At 70.1% G+C, this 22269-nt stretch carries 15 protein-coding genes; all 15 read right to left on the minus strand.

Features of this window, described 5'->3' with window-relative positions:
* Positions 1–22 precede the first annotated feature (22 nt).
* On the minus strand, positions 23–649 hold the full coding sequence (locus ACLARN_RS23335; protein ID WP_409493577.1) for a helix-turn-helix transcriptional regulator: 627 nt from the start codon (positions 647–649) through the stop codon (positions 23–25).
* Between the two features lie 166 nt (positions 650–815).
* Positions 816–1778 carry a ParB/RepB/Spo0J family partition protein gene (locus tag ACLARN_RS23340; RefSeq protein WP_409493578.1) on the minus strand — a complete coding sequence of 321 codons (963 nt, stop codon included), beginning with the start codon at positions 1776–1778 and terminating at the stop codon, positions 816–818.
* A gap of 92 nt (positions 1779–1870) precedes the next feature.
* Positions 1871–2296, minus strand: coding sequence for a VOC family protein (locus ACLARN_RS23345; protein WP_409493579.1), 426 nt, complete (start codon positions 2294–2296; stop codon positions 1871–1873).
* A gap of 88 nt (positions 2297–2384) precedes the next feature.
* A complete protein-coding gene (locus ACLARN_RS23350; protein ID WP_409493580.1) occupies positions 2385–3212 on the minus strand; it encodes a phytanoyl-CoA dioxygenase family protein in 828 nt (275 codons plus the stop codon).
* Between the two features lie 65 nt (positions 3213–3277).
* On the minus strand, positions 3278–6418 hold the full coding sequence (locus tag ACLARN_RS23355) for a non-ribosomal peptide synthetase (RefSeq protein ID WP_409493581.1): 3141 nt from the start codon (positions 6416–6418) through the stop codon (positions 3278–3280).
* A gap of 105 nt (positions 6419–6523) precedes the next feature.
* A complete protein-coding gene (locus ACLARN_RS23360) occupies positions 6524–11755 on the minus strand; it encodes an amino acid adenylation domain-containing protein (RefSeq protein WP_409493582.1) in 5232 nt (1743 codons plus the stop codon).
* A gap of 46 nt (positions 11756–11801) precedes the next feature.
* The gene (locus tag ACLARN_RS23365) at positions 11802–11972 is read right to left on the minus strand and encodes a hypothetical protein (protein ID WP_020635739.1); all 171 of its coding nucleotides are present in this window, start codon (positions 11970–11972) and stop codon (positions 11802–11804) included.
* 579 nt (positions 11973–12551) lie between these two features.
* Positions 12552–13565, minus strand: coding sequence for a BtrH N-terminal domain-containing protein (locus tag ACLARN_RS23370; protein ID WP_409493583.1), 1014 nt, complete (start codon positions 13563–13565; stop codon positions 12552–12554).
* Complete coding sequence (locus ACLARN_RS23375) at positions 13562–14143, minus strand: hypothetical protein (protein WP_409493584.1); 582 nt, start codon at positions 14141–14143, stop codon at positions 13562–13564. Before ACLARN_RS23375 ends, ACLARN_RS23370 begins: the two co-directional genes overlap by 4 nt.
* Positions 14140–14478 carry a hypothetical protein gene (locus ACLARN_RS23380; RefSeq protein ID WP_409493585.1) on the minus strand — a complete coding sequence of 113 codons (339 nt, stop codon included), beginning with the start codon at positions 14476–14478 and terminating at the stop codon, positions 14140–14142. The genes ACLARN_RS23375 and ACLARN_RS23380 overlap by 4 nt, the downstream gene beginning before the upstream one ends.
* A gap of 7 nt (positions 14479–14485) precedes the next feature.
* Complete coding sequence (gene lysX, locus ACLARN_RS23385; protein WP_409493586.1) at positions 14486–15349, minus strand: lysine biosynthesis protein LysX; 864 nt, start codon at positions 15347–15349, stop codon at positions 14486–14488.
* 59 nt (positions 15350–15408) lie between these two features.
* Positions 15409–16170: a 2OG-Fe dioxygenase family protein gene (locus ACLARN_RS23390; RefSeq protein WP_409493587.1), complete on the minus strand. Its 762-nt coding sequence runs from the start codon at positions 16168–16170 to the stop codon at positions 15409–15411.
* Positions 16167–19352, minus strand: coding sequence for a non-ribosomal peptide synthetase (locus tag ACLARN_RS23395; RefSeq protein ID WP_409493588.1), 3186 nt, complete (start codon positions 19350–19352; stop codon positions 16167–16169). Before ACLARN_RS23395 ends, ACLARN_RS23390 begins: the two co-directional genes overlap by 4 nt.
* Positions 19345–21420, minus strand: a complete 2076-nt coding sequence (locus ACLARN_RS23400; protein WP_409493589.1) for a condensation domain-containing protein — start codon at positions 21418–21420, stop codon at positions 19345–19347. Before ACLARN_RS23400 ends, ACLARN_RS23395 begins: the two co-directional genes overlap by 8 nt.
* Positions 21366–22184, minus strand: coding sequence for a thioesterase II family protein (locus ACLARN_RS23405; RefSeq protein ID WP_409493590.1), 819 nt, complete (start codon positions 22182–22184; stop codon positions 21366–21368). The genes ACLARN_RS23400 and ACLARN_RS23405 overlap by 55 nt, the downstream gene beginning before the upstream one ends.
* Positions 22185–22269: the final 85 nt, after the last annotated feature.

Genomic DNA, 22269 nt, shown 5'->3' on the forward strand with positions numbered 1-22269 from the left:
CTTAAGTTCCTGACATTGAGGCTCACCCCGGGGTGGGGACGCCCGATGCTGTCGCCCCGCGCAGCAGGGCGGCTCTGGTGAGTTCGGCCTTGTTGCCCACGCCGAGCTTCGCCCGGATGCGTTTGACGTAGGTGTCCACGGTGTGCGGGCTGATCCCCAGCCGGGTCGCGATCTGGCCGTGGGTCAGGCCTCGCGAGATCTGGAACAGCACCTGTTGTTCGCGCTCGGAGAGGGTGTGCTCCACCGGGTCGGCCTGTTCCCGGGCCGCCGGTATCTCGACGTCACGATAATCGACGAGGTCGCGTCCGGGTCCGGAAGTGACCGCCCAGACCACGGAGACGAGGTGTCCGATCGAGTCGTGCTTGCTGATCACGCCGGCGGCCCCGGCCTCGAGATACGCCTCGCGATCAGCCGCCGTCGCACTGTCGGCGAGTACGAGTACCGCGGTGACCTGGGCCATTTCGGCGATGTGCAACAGATCCCGGTCCGACCGCAGCATGTCCGCGTCGACAAGGACCGCGTCGGCGGACCAGAGGATCTCGCTGTCGGTCAGGGATTCCGACGGGGCGACCTTGATTCCGGAATTCGTCAGTGCCTGGACGAGATCAGCGAGATAAATCGGTGAACTGACAAGTACATTGACCCGCATCACGGTGGCCCCCTCATTCGAACGGATGCAGTGATCAGGTTCGTCGGCGTGCCACCGGCATATACGGTGTGTCTCCGGGCGGTATTCAACTGCCCGGATCCTTCAGTTGAACATCAGCCGACGACAATCGGCTCCCCAGCCGAACTCCGGATAACGTTGACGAATATCACGATATCCTGTCTTCAAGGTACTCAAGAACCTCTTGCCAGGCAACGCTGTTCTGCTGCGCCAGCTTCGCAACGGTCCGCAGGGAGTGCGGCGGGAGGTTGTCGATGTGCTGCTTCCACTCCTCCATACCGGCCGTGTGCGCGTCCAGCCAGCGCAGCAGCGCACGCCCCCCGTCGGTGAACCGGAGCGACGGATCCTTGCCCAGTTCCAGGAGTGCCGCCCGCCAGTCCAGGCCCTGCGGAACATCGGCCTCCTGGCCGGGGGAACCGGCCCGCGCCGGACGAACCGCTCGTTGCCGCTGGGGAAGCGGGTGTTCACCGTTGCGGAGCCTGCGGCGAACGTCCAAGGCCGTGGCCGGGGAGACCCCCGCCGCCGCGGCGATCTCGCGGATCGGCGCCTCCGGCCGCCGCTTCAACAGGTCACCCGCCAGCAGCCTGCCTTTGGTGGCGTCGAGTGGACGGGACTTGCCGTCCCGGCCGATCCGGGTCGACGCCTTCGCCTGTCCGGTCCCTTCTGCCGAACGCCGCCGGATGGCGCCGACCGTCGTCGCCGAAAGACCGGTGACCGAAGCGACTTTCCGATCCGACCACTGCGGACGGGTGTGGATGATCCGCGCCGACGCCGCGGTGCGATCGGCCTGCGACAACGGCAGTCCGTGCGCGATGTTCGTCTCCACCGCGATGACGAAGGCGTCGTCGTCGTCACCGTCGTAGAACCGGACCAGGATCTCGGTGCGGCCACGCAGCTTGGCCGCTCGCAACCGGTGCATTCCGTCGATCACGCGCCTGGTCGTCAACTGCACGACTATCGGCGGCAACACCGCCTCCGACAAGGCCAGCACCCGGATGTGTTCCGCGCTCTCACCGGCCAGCCTCGGCGAATCCGCGGGAAGCAGTGAATCGACCGGAACCCACTCTTCGGAATAATGAAATCCGCCATCCCCCGTCTGACGGTTCGACATCTCCGCGTCCTTTCCCCAGCACTACCCGAAGACAGCGGATCGAACGCGCTGTCCGAGAGGCCCGCCCGGACAGCGTTCCCGGCGATTCCGGGCTACAGGTCGAATTCCCCTGGCGCGAGGCTGCGTGCCAGGCAGAACTCGTTTCCTTCCGGGTCGGCCAGTACCACCCAGGACCGGCCTTCTCCCTGTCCCACGTCCGTCTTGGCCGCGCCGAGCGCGAGCAACCGGTCCAGTTCGGTCTGCTGGTCACTGTCGATCGGGCAGATCTCGAGGTGCAGCCGGTTCTTGGCGACGGTCTTGGTCTCGGGAACACGGACGAAGGCCATACTCGGCACAGCGGGCCCGCCACGCAACGCGGCCAACCGCTGTTCGTCCGGCTCCTCCGGATCGGGCCCGATCTCGACCACGGCGCCGTTCTTGTCCTCATAAACGACGTAACCCAGAACGCCGCACCAGAAATCCGCCAGCCGCCGCGGGTCCACGCTGTCGATGGTCAACCATTCGAACCGACTCGTCATGCACGATGCCTTTCCATTCGGATATCCCGGGGTTCACTCTATTCCACGAACCTCGATCCGGCAGGCGCGACCGTGTTGTGCGACGCCGTTACGGCTGTTCCCCCGAAGCGGCGGTCACCCTGGCTCGCAGCAGTTCGTCGGTGGCACCGGGTACCAGCGGGGTGCTGTCCCGTTCGGCGAGGAATTCGGGGCGGGTCTGGTCCACCGAATGCGGCACGTTGCGCACCGCGTTGAAGGTGATGATCACCAGGCGGCGGCTGATCGCGGACATGTTGGGCGGCGAGCCGTGCAGCATCTGGCCGTGGAAGAACAACACGGTGCCCGGATCGCCATGGGGCGCGACCATGCCGTTGCGCAGCATGCATTCGCTGAGCGCGTCGGGCGCTATCCGGTACTTCAGCGAGGCGGCCAGCGTCGACGCCCAGTTCTCCTCCTCGTCGAAGGTGACCGGCAGCAGTTCACGGTGCGAACCGGGCACCAGATAGAGCGGTCCGTTGAACTCCGTCACCGGGTCGAGGAACAACACCGCGCTCAGCGCTTCCGGGGCAGGCATACCGTCTTCCCGCTGCCAGAACAGGAAATCCTGGTGCCACTCCCAGATCCCGCCACCGAGACCGTGCTTCGCGTTGATTTTGAACTGGTGGATGTAGACGTCGTCGCCGAGCAGTTCACTCGCGGCCTGCATCAGCCGGGGATCCCGGACGAGCCGGTGGAACACGTCGTTCGTCCGGTGCACGCCGTGCACCGCCCGGACCTTCCCGGAGTCGCTCTCCAGGGTGCGATGCGGCCCCGGCCGCCCGAACTCGGCCTGGGCCTCGTCGCGGAGCGCGGCGAGCTCTTCCGGGGTGAAGAGGCCTTCGTGGAGGAAGTATCCCTCCTCGCGATACCGCCTGGTCACTTCGTCTGACAGGTACACAGATATGCCTCCTTGTCGGTGGTTGCCGGCCGGCCCGGTACCCGCCGGCCCGTAACCGCCCCCAGTCATCTCGTCCCGGTCGGCTCTTCGACCGCCGCGGCGTCCTGCACCGCCAGCGCGAACTCGGTCACGGTCGGGAACTCGAACAGCGCTCGCAGCGGGATGTCCACCGCGAACGACGCGCGCACTCTGGCCAGCACCTTGGTCGCCAGCAACGAATGCCCACCGAGTTCGAAGAAGTCCTCGTCACAGCCGACCTCCGGCACGCCCAGCGCGGCCGCCCAGATCTCGGCGAGCAGACGCTGGGTGGGGGTCTCCGGCGCGACCCGCCCGGCTCGCTCTTCGTCAGGTCGCCGCGGCTCGGGCAGCGCGCGGCGGTCGACCTTCCCGTTCGCGGTCAGCGGCAGCCTGTCCAGCACCACCACGCTGCTGGGCACCATGTAGTCGGGCACCTTCGACGCGGCGTGCGCCCGCAGCTGCTGGGCGAGGTCTTCGGCGCCGGGGCCTGGGCAGCACACATAGCCGACCAGTCGGGGGTCGCCAGCCACCTCCCGCACGAGCACGATCGCCTCACTCACCCGGGGATCGCTCTCCAACGCGGCTTCGACCTCCGCGAGCTCCACCCGGAAGCCGCGGATCTTGACCTGGAAATCGGCGCGGCCGAGGAACTCCAGGTCACCGCTCGGCAGCCAGCGGCCGAGGTCACCCGTGCGGTACATCCGGCGTCCGGTGCCCGCCGCGAACGGATCGGGCAGGAACCGTTCGGCCGAGACGCCCGCGCGGCCGAGATACCCGCGGGCCAGCCCCTCGCCACCGATGTGGATCTCGCCGATCACCCCGTCGGGCACGACCTCGCCGCGCTCGTCGAGGAGGTAGACCGACGCGTTGGCGATCGGGCGGCCCACCGGGACCGGTGCCGGCCAGTCCTCGGTCGCGGGCGGCAGGTCGTAACAGGTGACGACATGGGTCTCGGACGGCCCGTACTCGTTGTGCAGCGCCATTCCGGGCGTGCCTGCCAGCCGCCGGACGTCCGGGGTCGCCATGAATTGCTCGGACCCGGAGATGACGGTGCGCAGCGCGGCGGGCAGTACGCCTGCCTCCCGGTAGCCCGCGGCCACCTGCTGCAACGCGGGTGCCGGGATGAACAGCCGGCGGACCTGCTGAGCCTCCAGGACCGTATGCAGCCTGGCCAGCTCGAACCGCTCGTCCTCGGTGATGAGCACGAGCTCGCCGCCGACCAGCCAGGTCGAGAACATGTCCTGGACGGACACGTCGAAGGCCAGCGAAGCGAACTGCAGCGTGCGCGGCGGGTCGTCCCGGCTCATCCCGTAGTGCGCGGCCTGCCAGGCGAGGAGGTTGACGACGGCCCGATGGGGCATCGCGATGCCCTTGGGCCCGCCGGTCGACCCGGAGGTGTAGGTCACGTAGGCCAGGTTTTCCGGGGTGAGGCCGGTGCTCGGGTTGTCCGGCACCCCCGGTTCCAGATGGACGCCGTCCAGCGACCAGATCTCGGCCGTGGTCTCCGGCAGCCTGGCTCGCAGCCCCTTCGTGGTCAGCAGCACCGGCGCGGCCGCTTCGGCCAGTACGGCGCCGATCCGGTCCGCCGGGTTGCGCTGGTCGATGGCGACGTACGCGCCACCGGCCTTCAGCACACCGAGGACGGCCACCACCAGTTCCAGGCCGCGTTCCAGGTACAGCGCGACCCGCGTGTCCGGCCCGACCCCCGCCGCGCGCAACCGGGTGGCGAGCAGATTCGCCTTCCCGTTGAGCGCCTCGTAACTCAGCTCCGCCGAGTCGAGACGGACGGCGATGCGGTCGGGCGAAAGGGCCACCTGCTCCTCGAAGACACTCACCAGCGTGCCCGGCGCGGTGGCGAGGGCGGGGCCTTGGCTACGGGAGGCGAGCAGCGCGTCGCGCTCTTCGGGGCCCAGCAAGGAAATCCGGGACAACCGCGGATCGCCACCCGCCGCGATCTCGGTGAGCAACCGGGAGAAGTGCCGCCCCAGTGCGGCGATCGTGTCCGCGGCGAACTCGCCGGTCGCGTAGTCGAAGGACAACCGCCAGCCGTCACCGAGACGGCGTGCCCGCAGTGCGAGCGGATACCTGGCCTCGGGAGCGGGCACGTCGAGCCAGGTGACTTCGACGCCGGGCAGGGTGACGTCGGCCGCGCCCGCTTCGGTGACTTCGAACCACACCTCGAACAGCGAGTCGCCCCGGCCCCGGCGGCTCGGACTGGCCACCCTGACGACGTCGTCGAACCCGATCTCGCGGTGGGCCACGGCGTCGCGCAAGGTGTCGCTCACACGAGCGGTCAGCTCGCCGAACCCCGGGTCTCCGGTCAGATCGAGGCGCAACGCGAGAATATGCTGCAGGCAATCGATGTTCTCGCGCGAGTCGCCGTGGTCGGCGAGCACCGGCGTACCGATCATGATGTCGGACTGACGGCTGTAGCGGTGCAGCAGCAACGCCCAGGTCGCCAGCAGGACCGTGGAGGCCGGGCAGCCGGTCTGTCCGGCGACGGCGTCCACCGCCGCGCCCGCGATGTCGAACGACAGGGTCGCGGAGCCGTCATCGCCGCCCTTCGCCAGTCTCGGGAGTTCAAGGCCCACTGGGAAGCCGTCGAGCCGGCGCTCCCAGTACCGCAGCGCCACCCCGGTGTCTCCTGACTGATCCCGCGGGACGGGGTGCACACCGACCGGTGGCAGCGAAGCGGCCCGGTCGCCGGCCTCCGCCGCGTAGAACTCGGACAGGTCCCTGGCCAGCAACCGGACCGACCACTGGTCGAACGCGATCTGGTGGACCACCACGCCGAGCAGATACTCGCCGGGGCCGTAGCGGACGAGCGTGGCACGGAAGATCGGGCCGGCCGCGAGGTCGATCGGAACGCGGGCGGCGGTCTCCAGCAGCCGCAGCGCCGCGGCCTCGGACCCGGCCTCGTCCGGCACGACGTAGAGGGGATCCGCCGGTTCGTCGACGACCCGGGTCGGCATTCCCGCCGAGTCGGCGAACCTGGTACGCAGAGCCGGGTGGCGCTCGCTGAGCCTGCCGAAGGCCGTCCGCAGAGCGGGCACGTCCACCTCGCCGGACAACCGCCAGGCGAACGCGAGGTTGTAGGCGGCGCCGCCGGGGTCGATCTGGGCGAGGAACCAGAGTCCGCGTTGGAACGACGAGGCCTGGCTGAACGATTCGTACGGTTCCCCGGCCATTACCCACTCCAGTACGGTGTGACGGCGTGCGACCACGAAATCGTCACGGCGTCCCCCCTCGGGTCACAAGTCCGGTAAGCCACTGACAGCGTCAGTTTCGCCTGCTCACAACGTTTCCGGGTGCACCGCCAGCCGCGCCGCGGTCTCGGACTCGGACAGTTCCGCCACCATGGCGAGCACGTCCCGCAGATCGGACGGTGATGCCTGCTGGAGCCGCCGCTCCCGCACCTGTTCGGCGAGCAGCTCCACGGTCAGGTGCGCGGTGAGCAGATCGGCCAGCGGCAGTTCGACGCGCAGCATCGCCCTGATCCGGCTCAGCACCTTGGTGGCGAGCAGCGAATGCCCGCCGAGGTCGAAGAAGCTGTCGTGCACGCCGATCCGTGGCACACCGAGGACCTCGGTCCAGATGTCGGCGAGCCGCTTCTCCAGCTCGTCCCGCGGTGCGACGTGCGGGGTCTCGGTGTCCCGGGTCCGCGTGACGGCCGGCAACGACGGCCGGTCGACCTTTCCGTTCGCGGAAACCGGAATCGACGGCAACCAGGTGAACACGGACGGGATCATGTGCGGCGGCAGGCGCTCCCCCAGCGCGGTGTGCAGCCGTCCGGAGTCCGGCGGGGTGCCGGTGTCGGATACCAGGTATGCCGCCAGGAACCGTTCCCCCGGCGGATCCTCGGTGGCGACGACGACGGCGTCGGCGACTCCCGCGACGTCCCGCAGCGCCGCCTCGACCTCACCCAGCTCCACCCGCTGGCTCCGGATCTTGATCTGGAAGTCCTGACGTCCCCAGAACTCCAGCGTCCCGTCGTCGATCCACCGGACCTGGTCCCCGGTCGCGTACAGCCGCTCGCCGTCACCGAACGGGCTCGGCACGAACTTGGCGGCGGTCAGCTTCGGCTGCCCCGCGTAGCCCGAGGCGAGCTGGCAGCCGCCGATGAACAGCTCGCCGACCACACCCACCGGCACCGGGGACAACCGCCGGTCCAGCACGTACAGCGTCACGCCGGGGGTCGGGCCGCCCAGCGACACCCGCGATCCGAGCGGTTCGGTGACCTCGTGCAGGGTGATGTCGACGGCCGTTTCCGCCGGGCCGTAGGTGTTGACGAGCCGCACGCCGGGGTAGGTCCGCAGGAACTCGCCGGCCAGGCCGGCGGGCAGCTCCTCCCCGCTGGCCATCACCACGCGCAGCGCCGGGTACCGGCCAACGACCCCGCAATCGAGGAAAGCACGCAGCATCAACGGTACGAAATGGCAGATCGTCACGCCGTGGCGTTCGAGCACGCCGTGCAGGTACACCGGATCGCGGTGACCACCGGGTTCCGCGAGCACCATCCGCGCCCCGGTCAGCAGCGGCCACACCAGTTCCGGCACCGACACGTCGAACCCGATCGGCGTCTTGATCAGCGCGACGTCGTTCCCGGTCAGATTCAGCCGTTGTTCGAACGTCCGCAGCCGATTCGTCAGGCCGCCGTGGGTGTTCACCACGCCCTTCGGCGCACCCGTGGAGCCGGAGGTGAACAGCACGTACGCCGGGTCCGCCGCGCCGAGCACGATGGCCGGTCGTCCGGTGGGCTGCGCGGCGATCTCGCGCGCGAGATCGCCGTCGTCGAGGCGAACGCGGTCGACGCTGGCGGGCAGCGACTCGTGCAAGGACCGTGTCGTCAGGACCTTCACCAGGCCGGCCTCGGCGACCATCCGCGCCAGCCGTCCGGCGGGATTGGCGGGATCCAGCGGGACGTAGACGCCGCCCGCCTTCCAGATCCCCCACAGTGCCACGATCAGGTCGGTGCTGCGGTCCAGGCAGACCCCGATCCGTGACCCGCGTTCCACGCCCTGGCCGCGAAGCCACCACGCGAGCCGGTTCGCGCGTTCTTCGACCTCCCGCACCGACAGCGCCTCGCCGCCGTCCATGACCAGCGCCTGCTCGGCACCCGCCCGGTCCGCGGCCGCTTCGAACCACGCGACCGTCGTCGGATGCCCCGTGGACGGCTCGCCGCCGAAACCGAGCCGGAGGACGTCGGATCCCCCGGCTCGCGGCATGATCGGCAGCCGCCACACCGGGAGCCCGGCATCGGCGACACCGGCCCGCAGCACCTCCGCGAAAGCCGACACCAATCCGGCGGCCGCGGTTTCGGTGAGAACATCCTTGGCGTACTCCAGAAAACCCGTCAGGCCGCCGGTCGCGGCCGGGGAAAGCTCAAGGGAGACATCGAACTTCGCTGTCGCCGTGGGGATCTGCTCGACCTGGACCGACGCCAGTACCGGCAGCCGGTCACGGAGCACGAGCAGGTTCCGCACGATCGACAGTCCGTGCACGCCACCCTGGTCCTGCCCGGCGGTGCGCACGATCCGTTCGAAGGGCAGCTCCTGGTGCGCGTACGCCCCCAGGCATGCTTCCCGTACCCGGCCGAGCAGTTCACCGAAGCTCGGGTCGTCGCCGAGATTCACCCGCAATGGCAAGGTGTTCGCGAAGAAACCGACTACTTCGGACAGTTCCGGGCGGGACCTGCCCGCGGTAGCCGTACCGAGTACCACGTCGACCTGCCCGGACCACCGCGACAGCACCACCGACCAAGCCGCGGCCAGCACCATGAACGGCGTCAGCTCATGGGCGGCCGCCAGTTCGCGCACCTTCGAGACCAGATCCGGTGGGACTTCGGCGGCCAGCGAGGCGCCCTCGAACGATCGGGTCGCCTCCGACGGACCGTCGGCGGGCAGTTCGAGCGGGACCGCGCCTGCCAGCCGTTCCCGCCAGTAGGCGTCGGCCTCGCCGAAGCCTTCGCCAGACTCCGATTCCCGTTGCCACGCGGCGAAATCCCGGTAGCGCGTCGGCACTTCGGGCAGCACGGGAACGGTGCCGCCTGCCAGCGCGGCGTACACTGTGGACAGTTCCGAGGTCAGGATGCCCAGCGAGGTGTCGTCGGCCACGATGTGGTGCACGCACAACGCGAGCACCCACCGGTCGGTCGCGGAGACCCGAATCAGGGCCGCACGCAGCAACGGCGGCGAGCCGAGGTCGAACGGTTCCGTGGCGAGCCGCGCGCAGGCCTCGTCGAGCGCCGCGTCATCTGCCACCCGCAACGTCGGAAGTTCGAACCGGGCAGCGGCGTCGGCGAACATGTGCTGTCCGACCTGTCCATCGGCGTCGAGCCGGAAACCGGTGCGCAACAAGGCATGCCGGTCGATGAGCAGGCGGATTCCGTCGAGCAGGGCCTGGTAGCCGGGTTCGCCGGACCAATCGACGCGACCGGCGATGTGGTACGCGGCCGAGGCGCCAACCTGGTCGAGCAGCCACAACCGCTCCTGCCCGAACGACGCGGGCGCCGTCGTGGCGTCGGCAAGCCGTGGGATCCCGTCCGCGCGAGTGCTTTCCGGTGTGGTCTTGGCGATGGTGGTCTTGGCGATCTCCGCCGCCGTCCCGCCGGACAGCAGCCATTCCAGTGCCACCTCGACGCCGAGTTCGGTCTGCAACGCCGCACGCAGCCGCATCGCGCGCAGGGAGTCGAGCCCCTGGCCGACAAGCGGCCGGTCCGGCTCCAGCGCGGAAGGGGCGAGCTGGAGCGCTTCGGCGACCAGTTCGGCCACGGCGTCGGGCTTTTCAAGCTGCTGGGCATCCGGGACCGTCATGGTGGCCAGCACCGGCAGCGTCCCGGCGAGGTAGGCGTCGCGGCAGGCGGACCGGCGGACCTTGCCGCTGGAGGTTCTCGGCACGCTTCCGGGGCGTACCAACGCGATATCGTGCAAGTCGAGTCCATGCTCACCGGTGACGGCTTCGCGCACCGCGCGGATCGCCTCGGCGAGATCAGCGGGTGCGACGCCTCGGGCCACTTCGTGCACCAGGACGACCTGCTCGGTTTCCGCGTCTTCGACCGCGAACGCGGCACCCCGGCCCGCGGCCAGCGCCGCGCTCGCCCGCGCCGCGGTCAGCTCGATGTCGGCCGGGTAGTGGTTCGCGCCGCGGACCACGATCAGCTCCTTGAGCCTGCCGGTCACGAAGAGCTCACCCGCGCGCTGGAAGCCGAGATCGCCGGTACGCAGCCAGGTCCGGTCCTGGTCGTCACCGGCCAGCCGGGCACCGAACGCGCGCTCGGTCTCTTCCGGGGCCTGCCAGTAACCCGCGGCGACCGAAGGCCCGCTGACCCAGATTTCGCCGACGCTCCCGTCCTGGCACTCGCGAAGGGTCACCGGGTCGGCGATGGCGAGCGCGGCACCTTGAACCGGCCCGCAGCCGACCAGTGTCACGCCCGATTCGGCCTCGACGGCGGTGCCCGCGGACAGCTCGCCACGATCGACGGTCAGCTCGGCCGGGAGAGCGGGCTTCGACACGCCGGTCACGAACAACGTCGCCTCGGCGAGCCCGTAACAGGGCAGGAACGCTTCGGCACGGAACCCGGTCGGGCCGAAGCGGTCGGCGAAGGCACGCAAAGTCTGCGAGCGCACCGGCTCCGCGCCGACCAGCGCGTGCCGCCAGCGGCTCAGGTCCAGCCCTGCGACCTCCTCGTCGCTGACGCGGCGCACGCATTCGGCGTAGGCGAAGTCGGGAGCCGCGCTGGCCGTCGCGCCGAACTCGCTGATCGCCCGCAGCCAGCGCACCGGACGATGCAGGAAAGCCAAGGGGGGCAACAACATCCCTGGGAATCCACTGTAGAGCGGCTGAAGGATCCCGCCGATCAGGCCCATGTCATGGTAGGGCGGCAGCCAGCTCACGCTGCGGGTGTTTCGGTCCGGGGAGAGCACGCCGGCGATCACCGCCGAGTTCTCCAGCAGGTTGCCATGGCTGACCAGGACACCCTTCGGCCGCGCGGTGGAACCGGAGGTGTACTGCAGGAACGCGATCGCGGCCGGATCCGAGGCCCCGGCCGTCCAGTCCCCGGCCTCGGCGGTACTGGCGTCCTCGGTGGCCAGCAGCCAGCGAACGGATTCGACACCGGGGCCGTCCGGGCCGTCGAACCGCGCGTGGACGGCGGCCAGGCTCGCCGCGTCGGTCATGGCCACCACCGCGCCGGAGTCCGCGGACACCGCGAGCACCCGCTCCAGTCCCAGCCGATTCGCCGGCGGGTACACCGGCACCGCCGTCACCCCGGCGTACAGGCAGCCGAAGAACGCGGTGACGTACTCCGCGCCGGGCGGGTAGAGCAGCAGCGCCCGGTCGCCGGGCCGCACGTCGGCGGCCAGCAGCCGGACCGCCACGACCCGCGCGGCGGTGTCGAGCTCCCGGTAGGTGACTCGACGCTCGCCGCCCTCGCCGTCGGCGAACACGTACGCGACGTCCGACGGCTGTTCGGCCGACCGGCCGGTGAGCAGCCCGATGAGATCGGCTCGCTGGGTGGGCAGTCTCATGGATTCACTCCTGTACGCGGATGTCTGGCCCTGTCCTCGGCGCCGCCTATTCGCCCCAGTCCTCTTCGACCTCCGGCGCCATCGCGACCACCAGCGGATCCTTGGTGACCACTTCGAGCTCGCTGAGACAGTCCGGGCACTCGACTATCTCGTTCTGCCGCGCGGAATCCTGGACCTCGATCGCCCCTTCGCACTCCGGGCACGCTGTCGCCGTCATTACTCCTCCTCAACCAGCACCAGCAGTGACGGCCCAGCATGTGTCCGGAAGCCGTCCCGCGACCAGTCGGGGAAGTCCCCGACTGGAACGCCGTGGGCTCGCGGACGCTGGACGGTGTCTCTCGCTTGCCGTCTGGCATGCGGTCCTTTAGAGGGCAAACGTGGCGTGACCGAACTCCTCCGCGGTGCCCGTTCCCCTCACAGCCTGGGCTCGTGCTCCCGTCGCTCACGTCGCGAAAGCCACTTTCGGGACATCAGACGTCCCGAAAGTGGCTTTCGCGACATGCTACCTTTGCCTTACCCTCACCCGAAACGCCACTCACGACCGACTCGACCCTCTCGGTACCGGCGCCCTTGTCGTCTGAAGTACATGAAGGCCCCCTTGCTTGCGCCTAGCGCAAGGAAGGGGGCCTTCACGCGCCATCGTTGTGACTGGTGGGACTACTGGGGCCGATGGTGACGTTCCGAGTCCGTGAAGGACTCCTTGAGGGACTCTGGGGCCCTCAAGGAGTCCTTCACGGACCACGGTCCCGACCCAGCCGACCACCGACCTGGGAGAAAGCGCTTAGCCGAAACGTCACTAGGCGAAGCGTGACATGCGGTTCAGGGTCCGGGTGTAGTCGGCCAGGAGAGCCGCCGTGCGGGTGGCGAGGCCGCGGGCCGCGGCGGCGGGATCCTCCCGGCCGGCGGCCACGATGATGCGCACCGCCGACCAGTGGTGCGCAATCCGGTCGACCTCCCGCGCCAGTTCGGCCAAAGCCGGTTCGGCGAAGCGGCGGGCGGCGGCGGCCAGGTGATCGCCGTGCAGGCCGGACACCGCGAGTGCGGTGCCTCCCACCACGAACACCTCGTCGATCACCGCCGGGTCACCGTCGGCGAGCCGGGAGGCGGAGTCGGTCAAGAACCGTTGCAGGCCGGGAAGTCCGTGGTACTCCCGGCCGCCGTCGCCCTCCCCGGTGTACCCGGCCACGTTCGCGGTGAGCACCGCGCTCAGCCGGTCACGGTCCAGTTTGGGCAGCGGGTGCTCCACGCCGACCTCCAGCCACCGGTTGCCGATGGGACGCGCGGTGAAGAACAGGTCCCGGTCGTGGACAACGGGGTTCGCCGAGTCGCGGGCGGCGGTCAGCTCCGAAATCGTGATCTCGCCTTGGAACCGCGGCGGCACCGAGTCGATCACCAGTGCCACGCCGCGTTCGTCGTCGAAGCCGTACACCACCAGAAGATGGTTGGTGTGCACGTCTCGATAGGCCGGCCGGAACGGCAGGTGGTAGTTGTCCGCGGCGACGGCCACCGGCTGACCCGCCGCCACCGCGGCCCTGACCTCCCGCCAGCCCTGCTCGGCGTCGGCGGGCTCGTGCCAGGTCGAGGTGATCGGGTGATGCGGCGCGATGCTGGCGAACAACGAGCCGCGCAGGCAAGGAAAGTAGTACTCCTCGCGGCGGACGTCCCCGGCTCGGTAGCCGAAGCCCCAGCCCGCGCCGAGTACGTCGATCGGATCGGCCCCGTGGAAGCCCAGCAACACCCCCGCGGTGGTCTGCAGGCAGTGGCCGAGATCGTGGCGCCAATGCTCGATCCCCGGCAGTTCGACCCTCATACCGCCACCCTCTCCCCCGCCTGCAGGGTGATCGCGAACAGGTGCAGCGCCGGATTGTCCGGCAGTTCCAGCGCCACGACGCCGTCCGGCACCGACAGCGGGACCCGATGCGCCCAGATCGCCGGGGCGGTGGTCCGCTGGACGTGTCGCGGGTAGTGCATCGCGGCACACCGGTAGGCGAGCAGTTCGCCGAACCGCGGCTCGGTCTCCGGCCAGAAGTCGGACATCCGCAGCCACTGCGGCCGCACGGCGCCATCGACGTACCGCAGCAGCAGCGGGTCCTCGGTGCGGCGTTCGGCGGCGCCGAGTACGTGCACCCAGTCCCACCGGCCCTCGGGTACCTCGATCCGCTGGCCGCGGCAGCGGACGTTGTCCCGCCCGTCCGGGGCGCGCTCGGGGAACCGGAACGGTACCCCGCCGACGACGGAGGTGACGCCCTGCGCCGGCAGGTCCGCCGCGGGAAAGCTGTTGCCCCAGATGTTGAACCCGCCGGCGGCGAGGTCGCCGACAGCGCTCAGACCGGTGTTGTTGACGTGCTCCAGCAGCGAAAGGCTCCGCATCCCGGCGTTCGGCATCACGCGACCCCCTCGGCCCGTCGAACGTCCACAGAGGACTCCAGCAGGGCGAACGCGACCATGCGGGCACCGGCCAGTACGGGCAGCGCGAGCGCGGTCAAGTCGTCACGCCTGGCGGCCCCGACCCTGGCGAGCACGGTCCCCGGGCCGTTGGCGGGCTCCCCCGGCAACGGCCGCAGGAACTCGGGATCCACCCCGCCGCGGTAGTGCAGCCAGACGGTCTCCTCCCATTCGGTTCGCGGAGCGCCCGTCAGCATCAGGTACACCCAGTCGTACCGGCCGGGCGGGATCTCCCAGTGCTGCCCGGCGAGCGGCAGGTCGCAGGCGGTGAATCCCATGCGCATCTCAGCCGGCGCTCAACGCCGAGGGAAGCCTGCGCAGCACGTAATCCGCGTACGCGCCGACCAGGTCGACGTCGAGCACCTCGACCGCGCCGTGGAACTCCGGGGTGTGGTTGACCTCGTTGACGTAGAACCGGCCGTCACGATCTTCGAGCACGTCGATGCCGAACACCCCTTCGCCGACCACCTCGGATACCGCCACCAGCAGCTTCACCAGCTCGTCGCTGGGATCGCAGCGCTCCGCCCGTCCGGTACGCGCGGTGTTCGTGCGCCAGTCGTCGGACACCTTGTAGATGACGCCGACCACCTCGCCGCCCATCACATACGCCTTGATGTCGCGGCCCGGCTTGTCGATGTACTCCTGTGCGTAGACCACCTGATACTGTGGGCTCGCCAGCGCGGCCCGGTGCTCCATAAGGGTTTCCGCGGCTTCCCTGTCCTTCGGCCGCGACGCGAGCCGTCCCCACGAGCCGACGACCGGCTTGATCACCATCGGGAAGCCGAACTCGGTCAGGCCGTCGAGAGCCTGGTCCGGCGACAGGCTCACCATCGCCCGCGGCACCGGCAGCCGCGCGTCCTGCAACGCGAGCGTGGTGAGCAGTTTATCCCCGCACAACGAGATGATGTCGGAGCTGTTGACCACGGTCAGCCCGGCGTGTTCGAGCAGTTTGGTGCCGTAGACGTTGCGGGTGTGCGAGATCTCCCGGCTCAACGCCCCGGCGTAGGGCAGCTCGCGCCCGTCGAGCCGGAACGTCTGCCGTCGGGAGTCGATCACTTCGACGACGGCGCCACGCTTTTCGAGTGCCGCGAGGATGAGTTTCTCTTCGAGGCGGATACGGGAAGCCAGTACGGCAAGGGGAGTGGGCATCGGAGACTCCAGCGTCGGGGTAGACCCGGTACCGGGCCGGTACCGGGGCCGAAAACGGCTCAGGCCGGGTTGAGGTCCACGAGCAGCATGTCGCGCACGGCCCGGCCGCCGTCGCGGTCACGTACCGAGATCGGGGATGCCTCGTGCCAGAGGACGGTGTCGTCGACCAGCACCGAGTCCAGTGGATCGGTCAGGGTGAACCCCACGTCGGCGTACCCCTCGCGGTAGATGCTGGACTCACCGCCCGAGCTGTTCTCCTTGCGCAGCAAGTGCATCCCGACGAACGAGTGACCGTCACGGTGCCTGCCCTCCGGGGTGGGCAACCCGCTCTCCCCGGCCCGCGCGACGATGCGGATCAGGTGCAGTCCGACCGTCCATTCGGGACTGTGCCGCACCATGGACGCGAGCGTCACGTCAGTGGACACCAGCGCGTGCAGGCAGCGGTTGGCCAGCGTCTCGGGTGGGATCGGGGCGAACATCCGCTGGTGTTCGCGCCACATCGGGATACTGTCCTGCCGGAACGGCTGATGCGGCAGCGGGCTGAGCGACAGCCCGGCATCGGTGGACACCGCGTGCAACCTGCCGTAACGCCGGTAGCGGTAGAAGCCGCCGTCGACGAGCTCGTCGTCCCGTCTCAGTTCTTCCCAACCCGCGCGGAACTCGGCGAATTCCGCGCCGAGCACGTCGATCGGGAAGTGCGTCCCGGACAGCCGGACGAAACCGTCGGCCGCCACGGCCGCGGCGAGTTCCGCCGGGTCGGCGAAGGCAGTCTCGCGGTACGGCGGAGCGGGCCGCTCCGAAGTCCGGACTTCCTCGGTCATCGATCCGCTCCCCTTTCCTGGTTCGTGCGCCCTTCCGCACGACCGGCGAGCACCGCCGAGGCGAGCTCCTCGACACTGTGCTTTCCCAACATGACGGGGATCGGCAGCTCGACCCCGGCGTGGCGCGCCCGCTGGAACACGGTCATCGCCCGCAGCGAATCACCGCCGAGCGCGTAGAAGTCGTCCTGGACCCCGATCTCCGCGACACCGAGGACCTCCGACCACAGACGCGCGAGCAGCACCTCGGTCGGCGTCCGCGGCGCTACGGCCGCACGCTCGGTCCGGCCGAACCCCGGTTCCGGCAGCGCCGCCCGGTCGACTTTCCCGTTGACCGAGGTCGGCAACGACTCCATGGGCACGAACACCGCGGGGACCATCGCCGGGGTCAGCCGGTCCGCGAGCAGGATCCGCAGCCGATCGGACGGCGGCACCTCGCCGTCGCGGCCCACGAGATAGGCCACGAGCTGGGGCACGCCCGTCGGATCGGGACGGGCGACGACCACGACGTCGGCCACGCCTTCGCAGTCGCGCAGCGCCGCCTCGACCTCACCCGGCTCGACCCGCTGGCCTCGCACCTTGAGCTGGAAGTCGACGCGGCCACAGAACTCGAGCAGGCCGCCGCCGATCCACCGCGCGCGGTCACCGGTCCGGTACAGCCGCGAACCCTTGTCGCCGAAGGGATCCGGGACGAATCGCGCCGCGGTGAGCCCGGGCCTGCCCACGTAGCCCAGCCCCACCTGACTGCCGCCGAGGTAGAGCTCCCCCACCACCCCGGGCGGGACCGGGGACAGCCGCCGGTCGAGCACGTACGCCGTGGCTCCCGGCGTCGGGCCGCCGATCGGCACCCGCGTCCCCAGCGGCTCGGTGACCTCGTGCGCGGTCACGTCCACGGCAGCCTCGGCTGGCCCGTAGGCGTTGACAAGTCTGACGCCGGGTAGCGCGCGGTGGAAATCGGCGGCCAGGCTCGATGTCAACTCCTCGCCACTGGCCGTCACCACACGCAGCGCCGGCAGCGGGCCGACGTCCTGGTCGAGGAAGACTCGCAGCATCAACGGCACGAAATGGCAGTTGGTCACCTCGTGGCGATCGAGCACCTCATGCAGGTAATCAGGGTCGCGGTGGCCGCCGGGTTTCGCCAGCACCATCCGCGCTCCGATCAGCAGCGGCAACACCAGCTCCGGCACCGACACGTCGAACCCGAGCGGAGTCTTGGCCAGCGTGACGTCGTCCTCGGTCAGCTTCAGCCGCTCTTCGAAGGCACGCAACCGGTTCACCAGACCGCCGTGGGTGTTCACCGCCCCCTTCGGGACGCCTGTCGAACCCGAGGTGAACAGGATGTACGCCGGGTCGCCGCCGCCGAGTACGTTGCCCGGCCGGGCAGGAGGCTCCGCGGCGACCTTCTCGGCCGTCGCCGGGTCGTCCAGGCAGATCGCGTTCACCTCACCGGGCAGCCCGTCGCGCAAGGCCAGCGAGGTCAGCACCACCACCGGCTCGGCCTCGGCGATCATCACCGCGAGCCTGCCCGGCGGGGCGCCGGGATCCAGCGGCAGGTAGACCCCGCCCGCTTTCCACGTTCCCCACAGGGCCACTTGCAGGTCCAGACCGCGATCCAGGCAGAGCCCGACCGTGGAGCCGCGTTCGACTCCGTTGCGCCGCAGCCACCACGCCAGCCGGTTGGCCCGTTCGTCGAGTTCCGTGAACGACAGCGCGTCGCCTTCGTCGGCCACGACCGCGACCCGGTCACCCCAGCGGTCCACCGCCGCGGTGAACCAGTCGACGGTCGAGCCGAACCCGTGCCAGGGCTCGCCGCCGGAGGCCCAGTCCATCACCAGCGCCGACTCGCGTGACGGCATCACCGGCAGTCTCCACATCGGACTGTCCACATCGGACAACGCACCCCGCAGCACCTCGGTCAGCCCGGTCAGCAGGCCGGCCGCGGTGGTCCGGTCGAACAGCTCGGCGTCGAAGTCCAGCATCACGCTCAGGCCGCCGCCTTGGGCAGGCGCGATGTCCAGGCCGAGATCGAACCGGACGGCGCCGCGTGGGGCGGGCAGCCGTTCCACGGTGACACCGGGCAGCTGTAACGGTTCGCCGGGGGTGTTGTCCAGCGCCAGCATGGTTCGCACCAGCGGCGGCCGCGGGCCCTGGTGGTCCGGGTCGGCCTCCTGGCTGATCCGCTCGAACGGCACGTCCTGGTGCGCGTACGCCGCCAGGCACACCTCCCGCACGTGGACCAGGAGCTGCCGGAAACTCGGGTCGCCGGTGAGGTCCACCCGCAACGGCAGCGTGTTCACGAAGAAGCCGACCACGCGGTCGAGTTCGGTGCTGCCGCGTCCGGCGACCAGGGTGCCGACGACGATGTCGTCCTGTCCGGACCAGCGGTGCAGTACCACCGCCCAGGCCGCCGTCAGCGTCATGAACAACGTCGCGCGCTCGGCTTCGGCCACGGTGGCCCACCGCTCGACCAGCCCGGCGTCGAGGTCGACGGACACGCTGTCGCCGAGGTAGCGGGGACGCGCCGGACGTGGGTGATCGGTGAGGAGTTCCAGTGGCTTGGCCCCGGCGAGTGTCCGGCGCCAGTGGGCGAGCTGCCCGGCGAGCACCTCGCCTTCGAGGAAATCCCGTTGCCACACCGCGAAATCCGCGTACTGCAGTTCGAGCTCCGGCAGTTCGGGGGCGCGGCCTTCGAGCAGTGCCGCGTACACCACGCCGAGTTCGGCGACCAGTACACCCAGCGACCAGCCGTCGACCACCACATGGTGCATGCACAGCAGCAGCACGCACTCCCCCGGCTCACCGTCGAGCACCCGCAGCAACGCGGAGCGCAGCAAGGGCGGCGCGGCGAGGTCGAACTCGGGCTCGGTCACCGCGCGCATCGCCGCGTCCAGCCCGTCGCGGGTCGTGTCCACCACGCTCAGCGGGGCCACCGCGGCGGCCAGCGCCACCTGGGTCAGCGCGCTGTCGGCACCGACCTCGACGCCGGTCCGCAGCACCTCGTGGCGATCCACCAGGAACTGCAGCGCGGCCCGCAGGACGGGCACGTCGACCGTGCCGGTCATCCGCAACGCGCCGTTGACGTGGTAGGCCGCCCCGGAACCCATCTGGTGCAGCAGCCACAGTCGTTCCTGGCCGAAGGAGGCGGGGAAGACGAACGCCTCCGCGATCGCCTGCTGGTCAGTCATCGGCGTTCTCGCCTTTCGTCACGTCCGGCGTGGCGGGGGCCCGGAACCGGGAGCGGTCGAGTCTCGGGATGGCCGCCACCGGCCGGGCCGGCGCCGCCGCGTCGACCAGCTCGGCCACGTTCGCGACGGTGCCCGCCTCGAAGAAGTCGGCCAGTTCCAGTTCCACCTGACAGGCCGCGCGGATCCGGTGCAGGATCCGGACAGCGACCAGGGAGTGGCCGCCGAGATCGAAGAAGTCCTCGTGCACGTCGAACCCGGCCTCGATACCCAGTAACTCGGCCCAGATCTCCGCGACCCGGCGCTCGGCCTCGGTCCGCGGTCCGACCGCCGTCCCGGCGGCGGGTGCGACGGTCTCCGGCAGACCGGTCGCGCTCGCCCCGGCGGTTTCGGCGACGGGCTCGGGCGCGTCGACGAGTTCAACCAGCCCTTCGGCGGTCCGTCGCGCCCGATCACCGGTCGCGTACAGCCTGGCGCCGGTACCGGACGGATCCGGCACGAATCGCGCGGCCGTCACCGCCGGTCGGCCACTGAACCCTTGTCCCGCGACGACTCCGCTGAGGAACAGCTCGCCGACGACACCGATCGGCACCGGCGCCATCCACCGGTCCAGCACCTGTGCTCCCGTGCCGCCGGGCGTGGGAGCGGTCGTCTCCGTCAGCGGCAGGTCCCACACCGGGCGGGTCGGCTCGGCGACGCCGGCTCGCGCCACCGCCAGCACCGCGGCCACCAGCCGCCGGGCCGAAGACGCCGTCAGCACGTCCGTCGAGAACTCCGCGAAACCGGCGAGTCCCCCGTCTTCCGCCGGGGACAGCTCGATCTCGAGTTCGAACTTGGCGGTGCCGGTGTGCACCGGCAGCACGTCCATGCGCACCCCCGGCGGCTCGACCACCCGGCGCGGGGTGTTGTGGAGCACCAGCATGTGCCGCACGATCGGGGACCGGCTGAAGCCGTCCCGGTCCGGCCGGATCTCCCTCACCAGCTGTTCGAAGGGCAGGTCCTGGTTCGCGTAGGCGCCGACGCAGGTCTCCCGCACCCGGCCCAGCAGCTCCCGGAAACCCGGCGCGGGCGGCACGTCGACCCGCAACGCCAGTGTGTTGACGAAGAAGCCGACCAGACCTTCCAGCTCCGTGCGGGTGCGCCCGGCGATGGCCGTCCCCCACACCACGTCCCGGCGTCCCGACCACCGCGCGAGCACGATCGCCCAGGCCGTGGCCAGCACCATGTACAGCGTCGCGCCTTCGTCGTCGCCGATGCGGCGCAGGGCGGCGACCAGTTCCGCAGGAACGGTCACCGGCACGACGTCACCGGAGAACGGGCGGTCCTGGCGAGCCGCGGTGTCGGCGGGCAGCTCCACCGGCCGCACTCCGGCGAGCCGCTCCCGCCAGTAAGCGAGCTGGCCGGTGAGCGCGCCGCTGGAGACGTGGTCCCGGTGCCACGAAGCGAAATCGACATAACGAGTCGTCAAGGGCGGCAGCGCCGCCTTCGTCCCGGCGCGCAGCGCGGCGTAGACGAGGGCGAACTCCCCGGCGAGAATGCCGAGCGACCACCCGTCCACGACGATGTGGTGCACGCACAGCACGAGCTGCCAGTCGTCCGGCGCGACCTGGAACAGCATCGGCCGCAGCAGGCACGGCCCCGCCAAGTCGAACGGACGTCGGCAGGCGAGCCGGATTTCGTCCCACAGCACGTCTTCACTCACCTGGGCGAAAGGCACGTCGACCGTCACCGCCTCGGGCGGGTGCACGAACTGCACGACCTCGCCCGCGTCGTCGACCCGCAGTCCGGTGCGCAGCGCCTCATGCCGCTCGACGAGCACGCGGACAGACTCGCGCAGCGCGGCCACGTCGAGGTCGCCCCGCATCCTGAGCGTGCCGGCGACGACGTACAGCGCGCTGCCCGGGTTGAGCTGTTCGAAGAAGTACAACCGTTCCTGCGCATGCGAAGCCGGGCTCTGCGCTTCGTCGGCCGGGCGGCGGGAAATCCGGGCGGCGGCCTTGCCGATGCCCGCTTCGTCTAGACGTCGCTGGAGTAGTCGATGCTGGTCCGCGGAGAGCGATCCGGGTGCCATGGCGCCGAAACCTCCTTCGTGAGGCCGGTGCAGCCGAGGATGTCCCGCCGCAGTTGCGTGAGCATCGGGGTCGCGTTGTCCCGGGGGAAGAAATGCCCGCCGGGGAACGTGCTGATCCGCGTGGTGCCTTCGACCTCCGTCAGCCAGCCGACGGCTTCCGCCTCACCGGCCAGCGGGTCGTCGGCGCCGAGGTACACGCGCAGGTCGCAGCGAAGCGCCGGTAGCGGTTCCGGCCGGAAGTCGTTCACCACCATCAGATCCGCGCGCAGGATGGGGAGGATGTACTCCAGGAACAGCGGATCCGGCGGAGCGTCCGCGGGCAGGCCCTCGGCGCGGGTGATCAGCTGGAGCAGGCCCTCATCGGAGGTGTCGCTGCGCCAATTCGGCGCGTGCTGGCTCGCTGGAGCCGCGGCGGCCGCCACCACGAGTCCGTCGGGCAGCCACCCCCTGGTGGCGCGGAGAGTCCGGCAAAGCTCCCAGGCGACAATGGCGCCCATGCTGTGCCCGAAGACGACCAGCGGCAGTTCGTCGAGCCCGTCCAGTTCCGGCAGCACGCCATCGATGAGCTCCGCCATGTCGGTGATCAGAGGTTCCATGCCACGATCACCGCGGCCGGGCAGTTCCACCGCCACGACGTCGATCTCGGCGCCGAGCGGCTCACCCCAGTTCTGGTAGATCCTGGCCGACCCGCCACCGGGCGGCAGGCACAGTAATCTCGCCCTTGCCCGCCCGGATCGGGAGAAACGCCGCAGCCACTCAGTCACGCGATCAGATTCGCCGGATCGCGTGACGGGAACAAGTCAGTGAGTGTCCCGACAACCCCGGATCGGCAGGCACTTCCGGCCGCGG

The organism is Amycolatopsis sp. cmx-11-12 (assembly GCF_046269425.1).
Taxonomy (GTDB): Bacteria; Actinomycetota; Actinomycetes; order Mycobacteriales; family Pseudonocardiaceae; genus Amycolatopsis.

Coding starts and splice junctions, on each gene's coding strand:
- ACLARN_RS23335 (WP_409493577.1), bottom strand. CDS start 649: ATGCGGGTCAATGTACTTGTCAGTTCACCGATTTATCTCGCTGATCTC.
- ACLARN_RS23340 (WP_409493578.1), bottom strand. CDS start 1,778: ATGTCGAACCGTCAGACGGGGGATGGCGGATTTCATTATTCCGAAGAG.
- ACLARN_RS23345 (WP_409493579.1), bottom strand. CDS start 2,296: ATGACGAGTCGGTTCGAATGGTTGACCATCGACAGCGTGGACCCGCGG.
- ACLARN_RS23355 (WP_409493581.1), bottom strand. CDS start 6,418: ATGGCCGGGGAACCGTACGAATCGTTCAGCCAGGCCTCGTCGTTCCAA.
- ACLARN_RS23360 (WP_409493582.1), bottom strand. CDS start 11,755: ATGAGACTGCCCACCCAGCGAGCCGATCTCATCGGGCTGCTCACCGGC.
- ACLARN_RS23365 (WP_020635739.1), bottom strand. CDS start 11,972: ATGACGGCGACAGCGTGCCCGGAGTGCGAAGGGGCGATCGAGGTCCAG.
- ACLARN_RS23370 (WP_409493583.1), bottom strand. CDS start 13,565: ATGAGGGTCGAACTGCCGGGGATCGAGCATTGGCGCCACGATCTCGGC.
- ACLARN_RS23380 (WP_409493585.1), bottom strand. CDS start 14,478: ATGGGATTCACCGCCTGCGACCTGCCGCTCGCCGGGCAGCACTGGGAG.
- lysX (WP_409493586.1), bottom strand. CDS start 15,349: ATGCCCACTCCCCTTGCCGTACTGGCTTCCCGTATCCGCCTCGAAGAG.
- ACLARN_RS23390 (WP_409493587.1), bottom strand. CDS start 16,170: ATGACCGAGGAAGTCCGGACTTCGGAGCGGCCCGCTCCGCCGTACCGC.
- ACLARN_RS23395 (WP_409493588.1), bottom strand. CDS start 19,352: ATGACTGACCAGCAGGCGATCGCGGAGGCGTTCGTCTTCCCCGCCTCC.
- ACLARN_RS23400 (WP_409493589.1), bottom strand. CDS start 21,420: ATGGCACCCGGATCGCTCTCCGCGGACCAGCATCGACTACTCCAGCGA.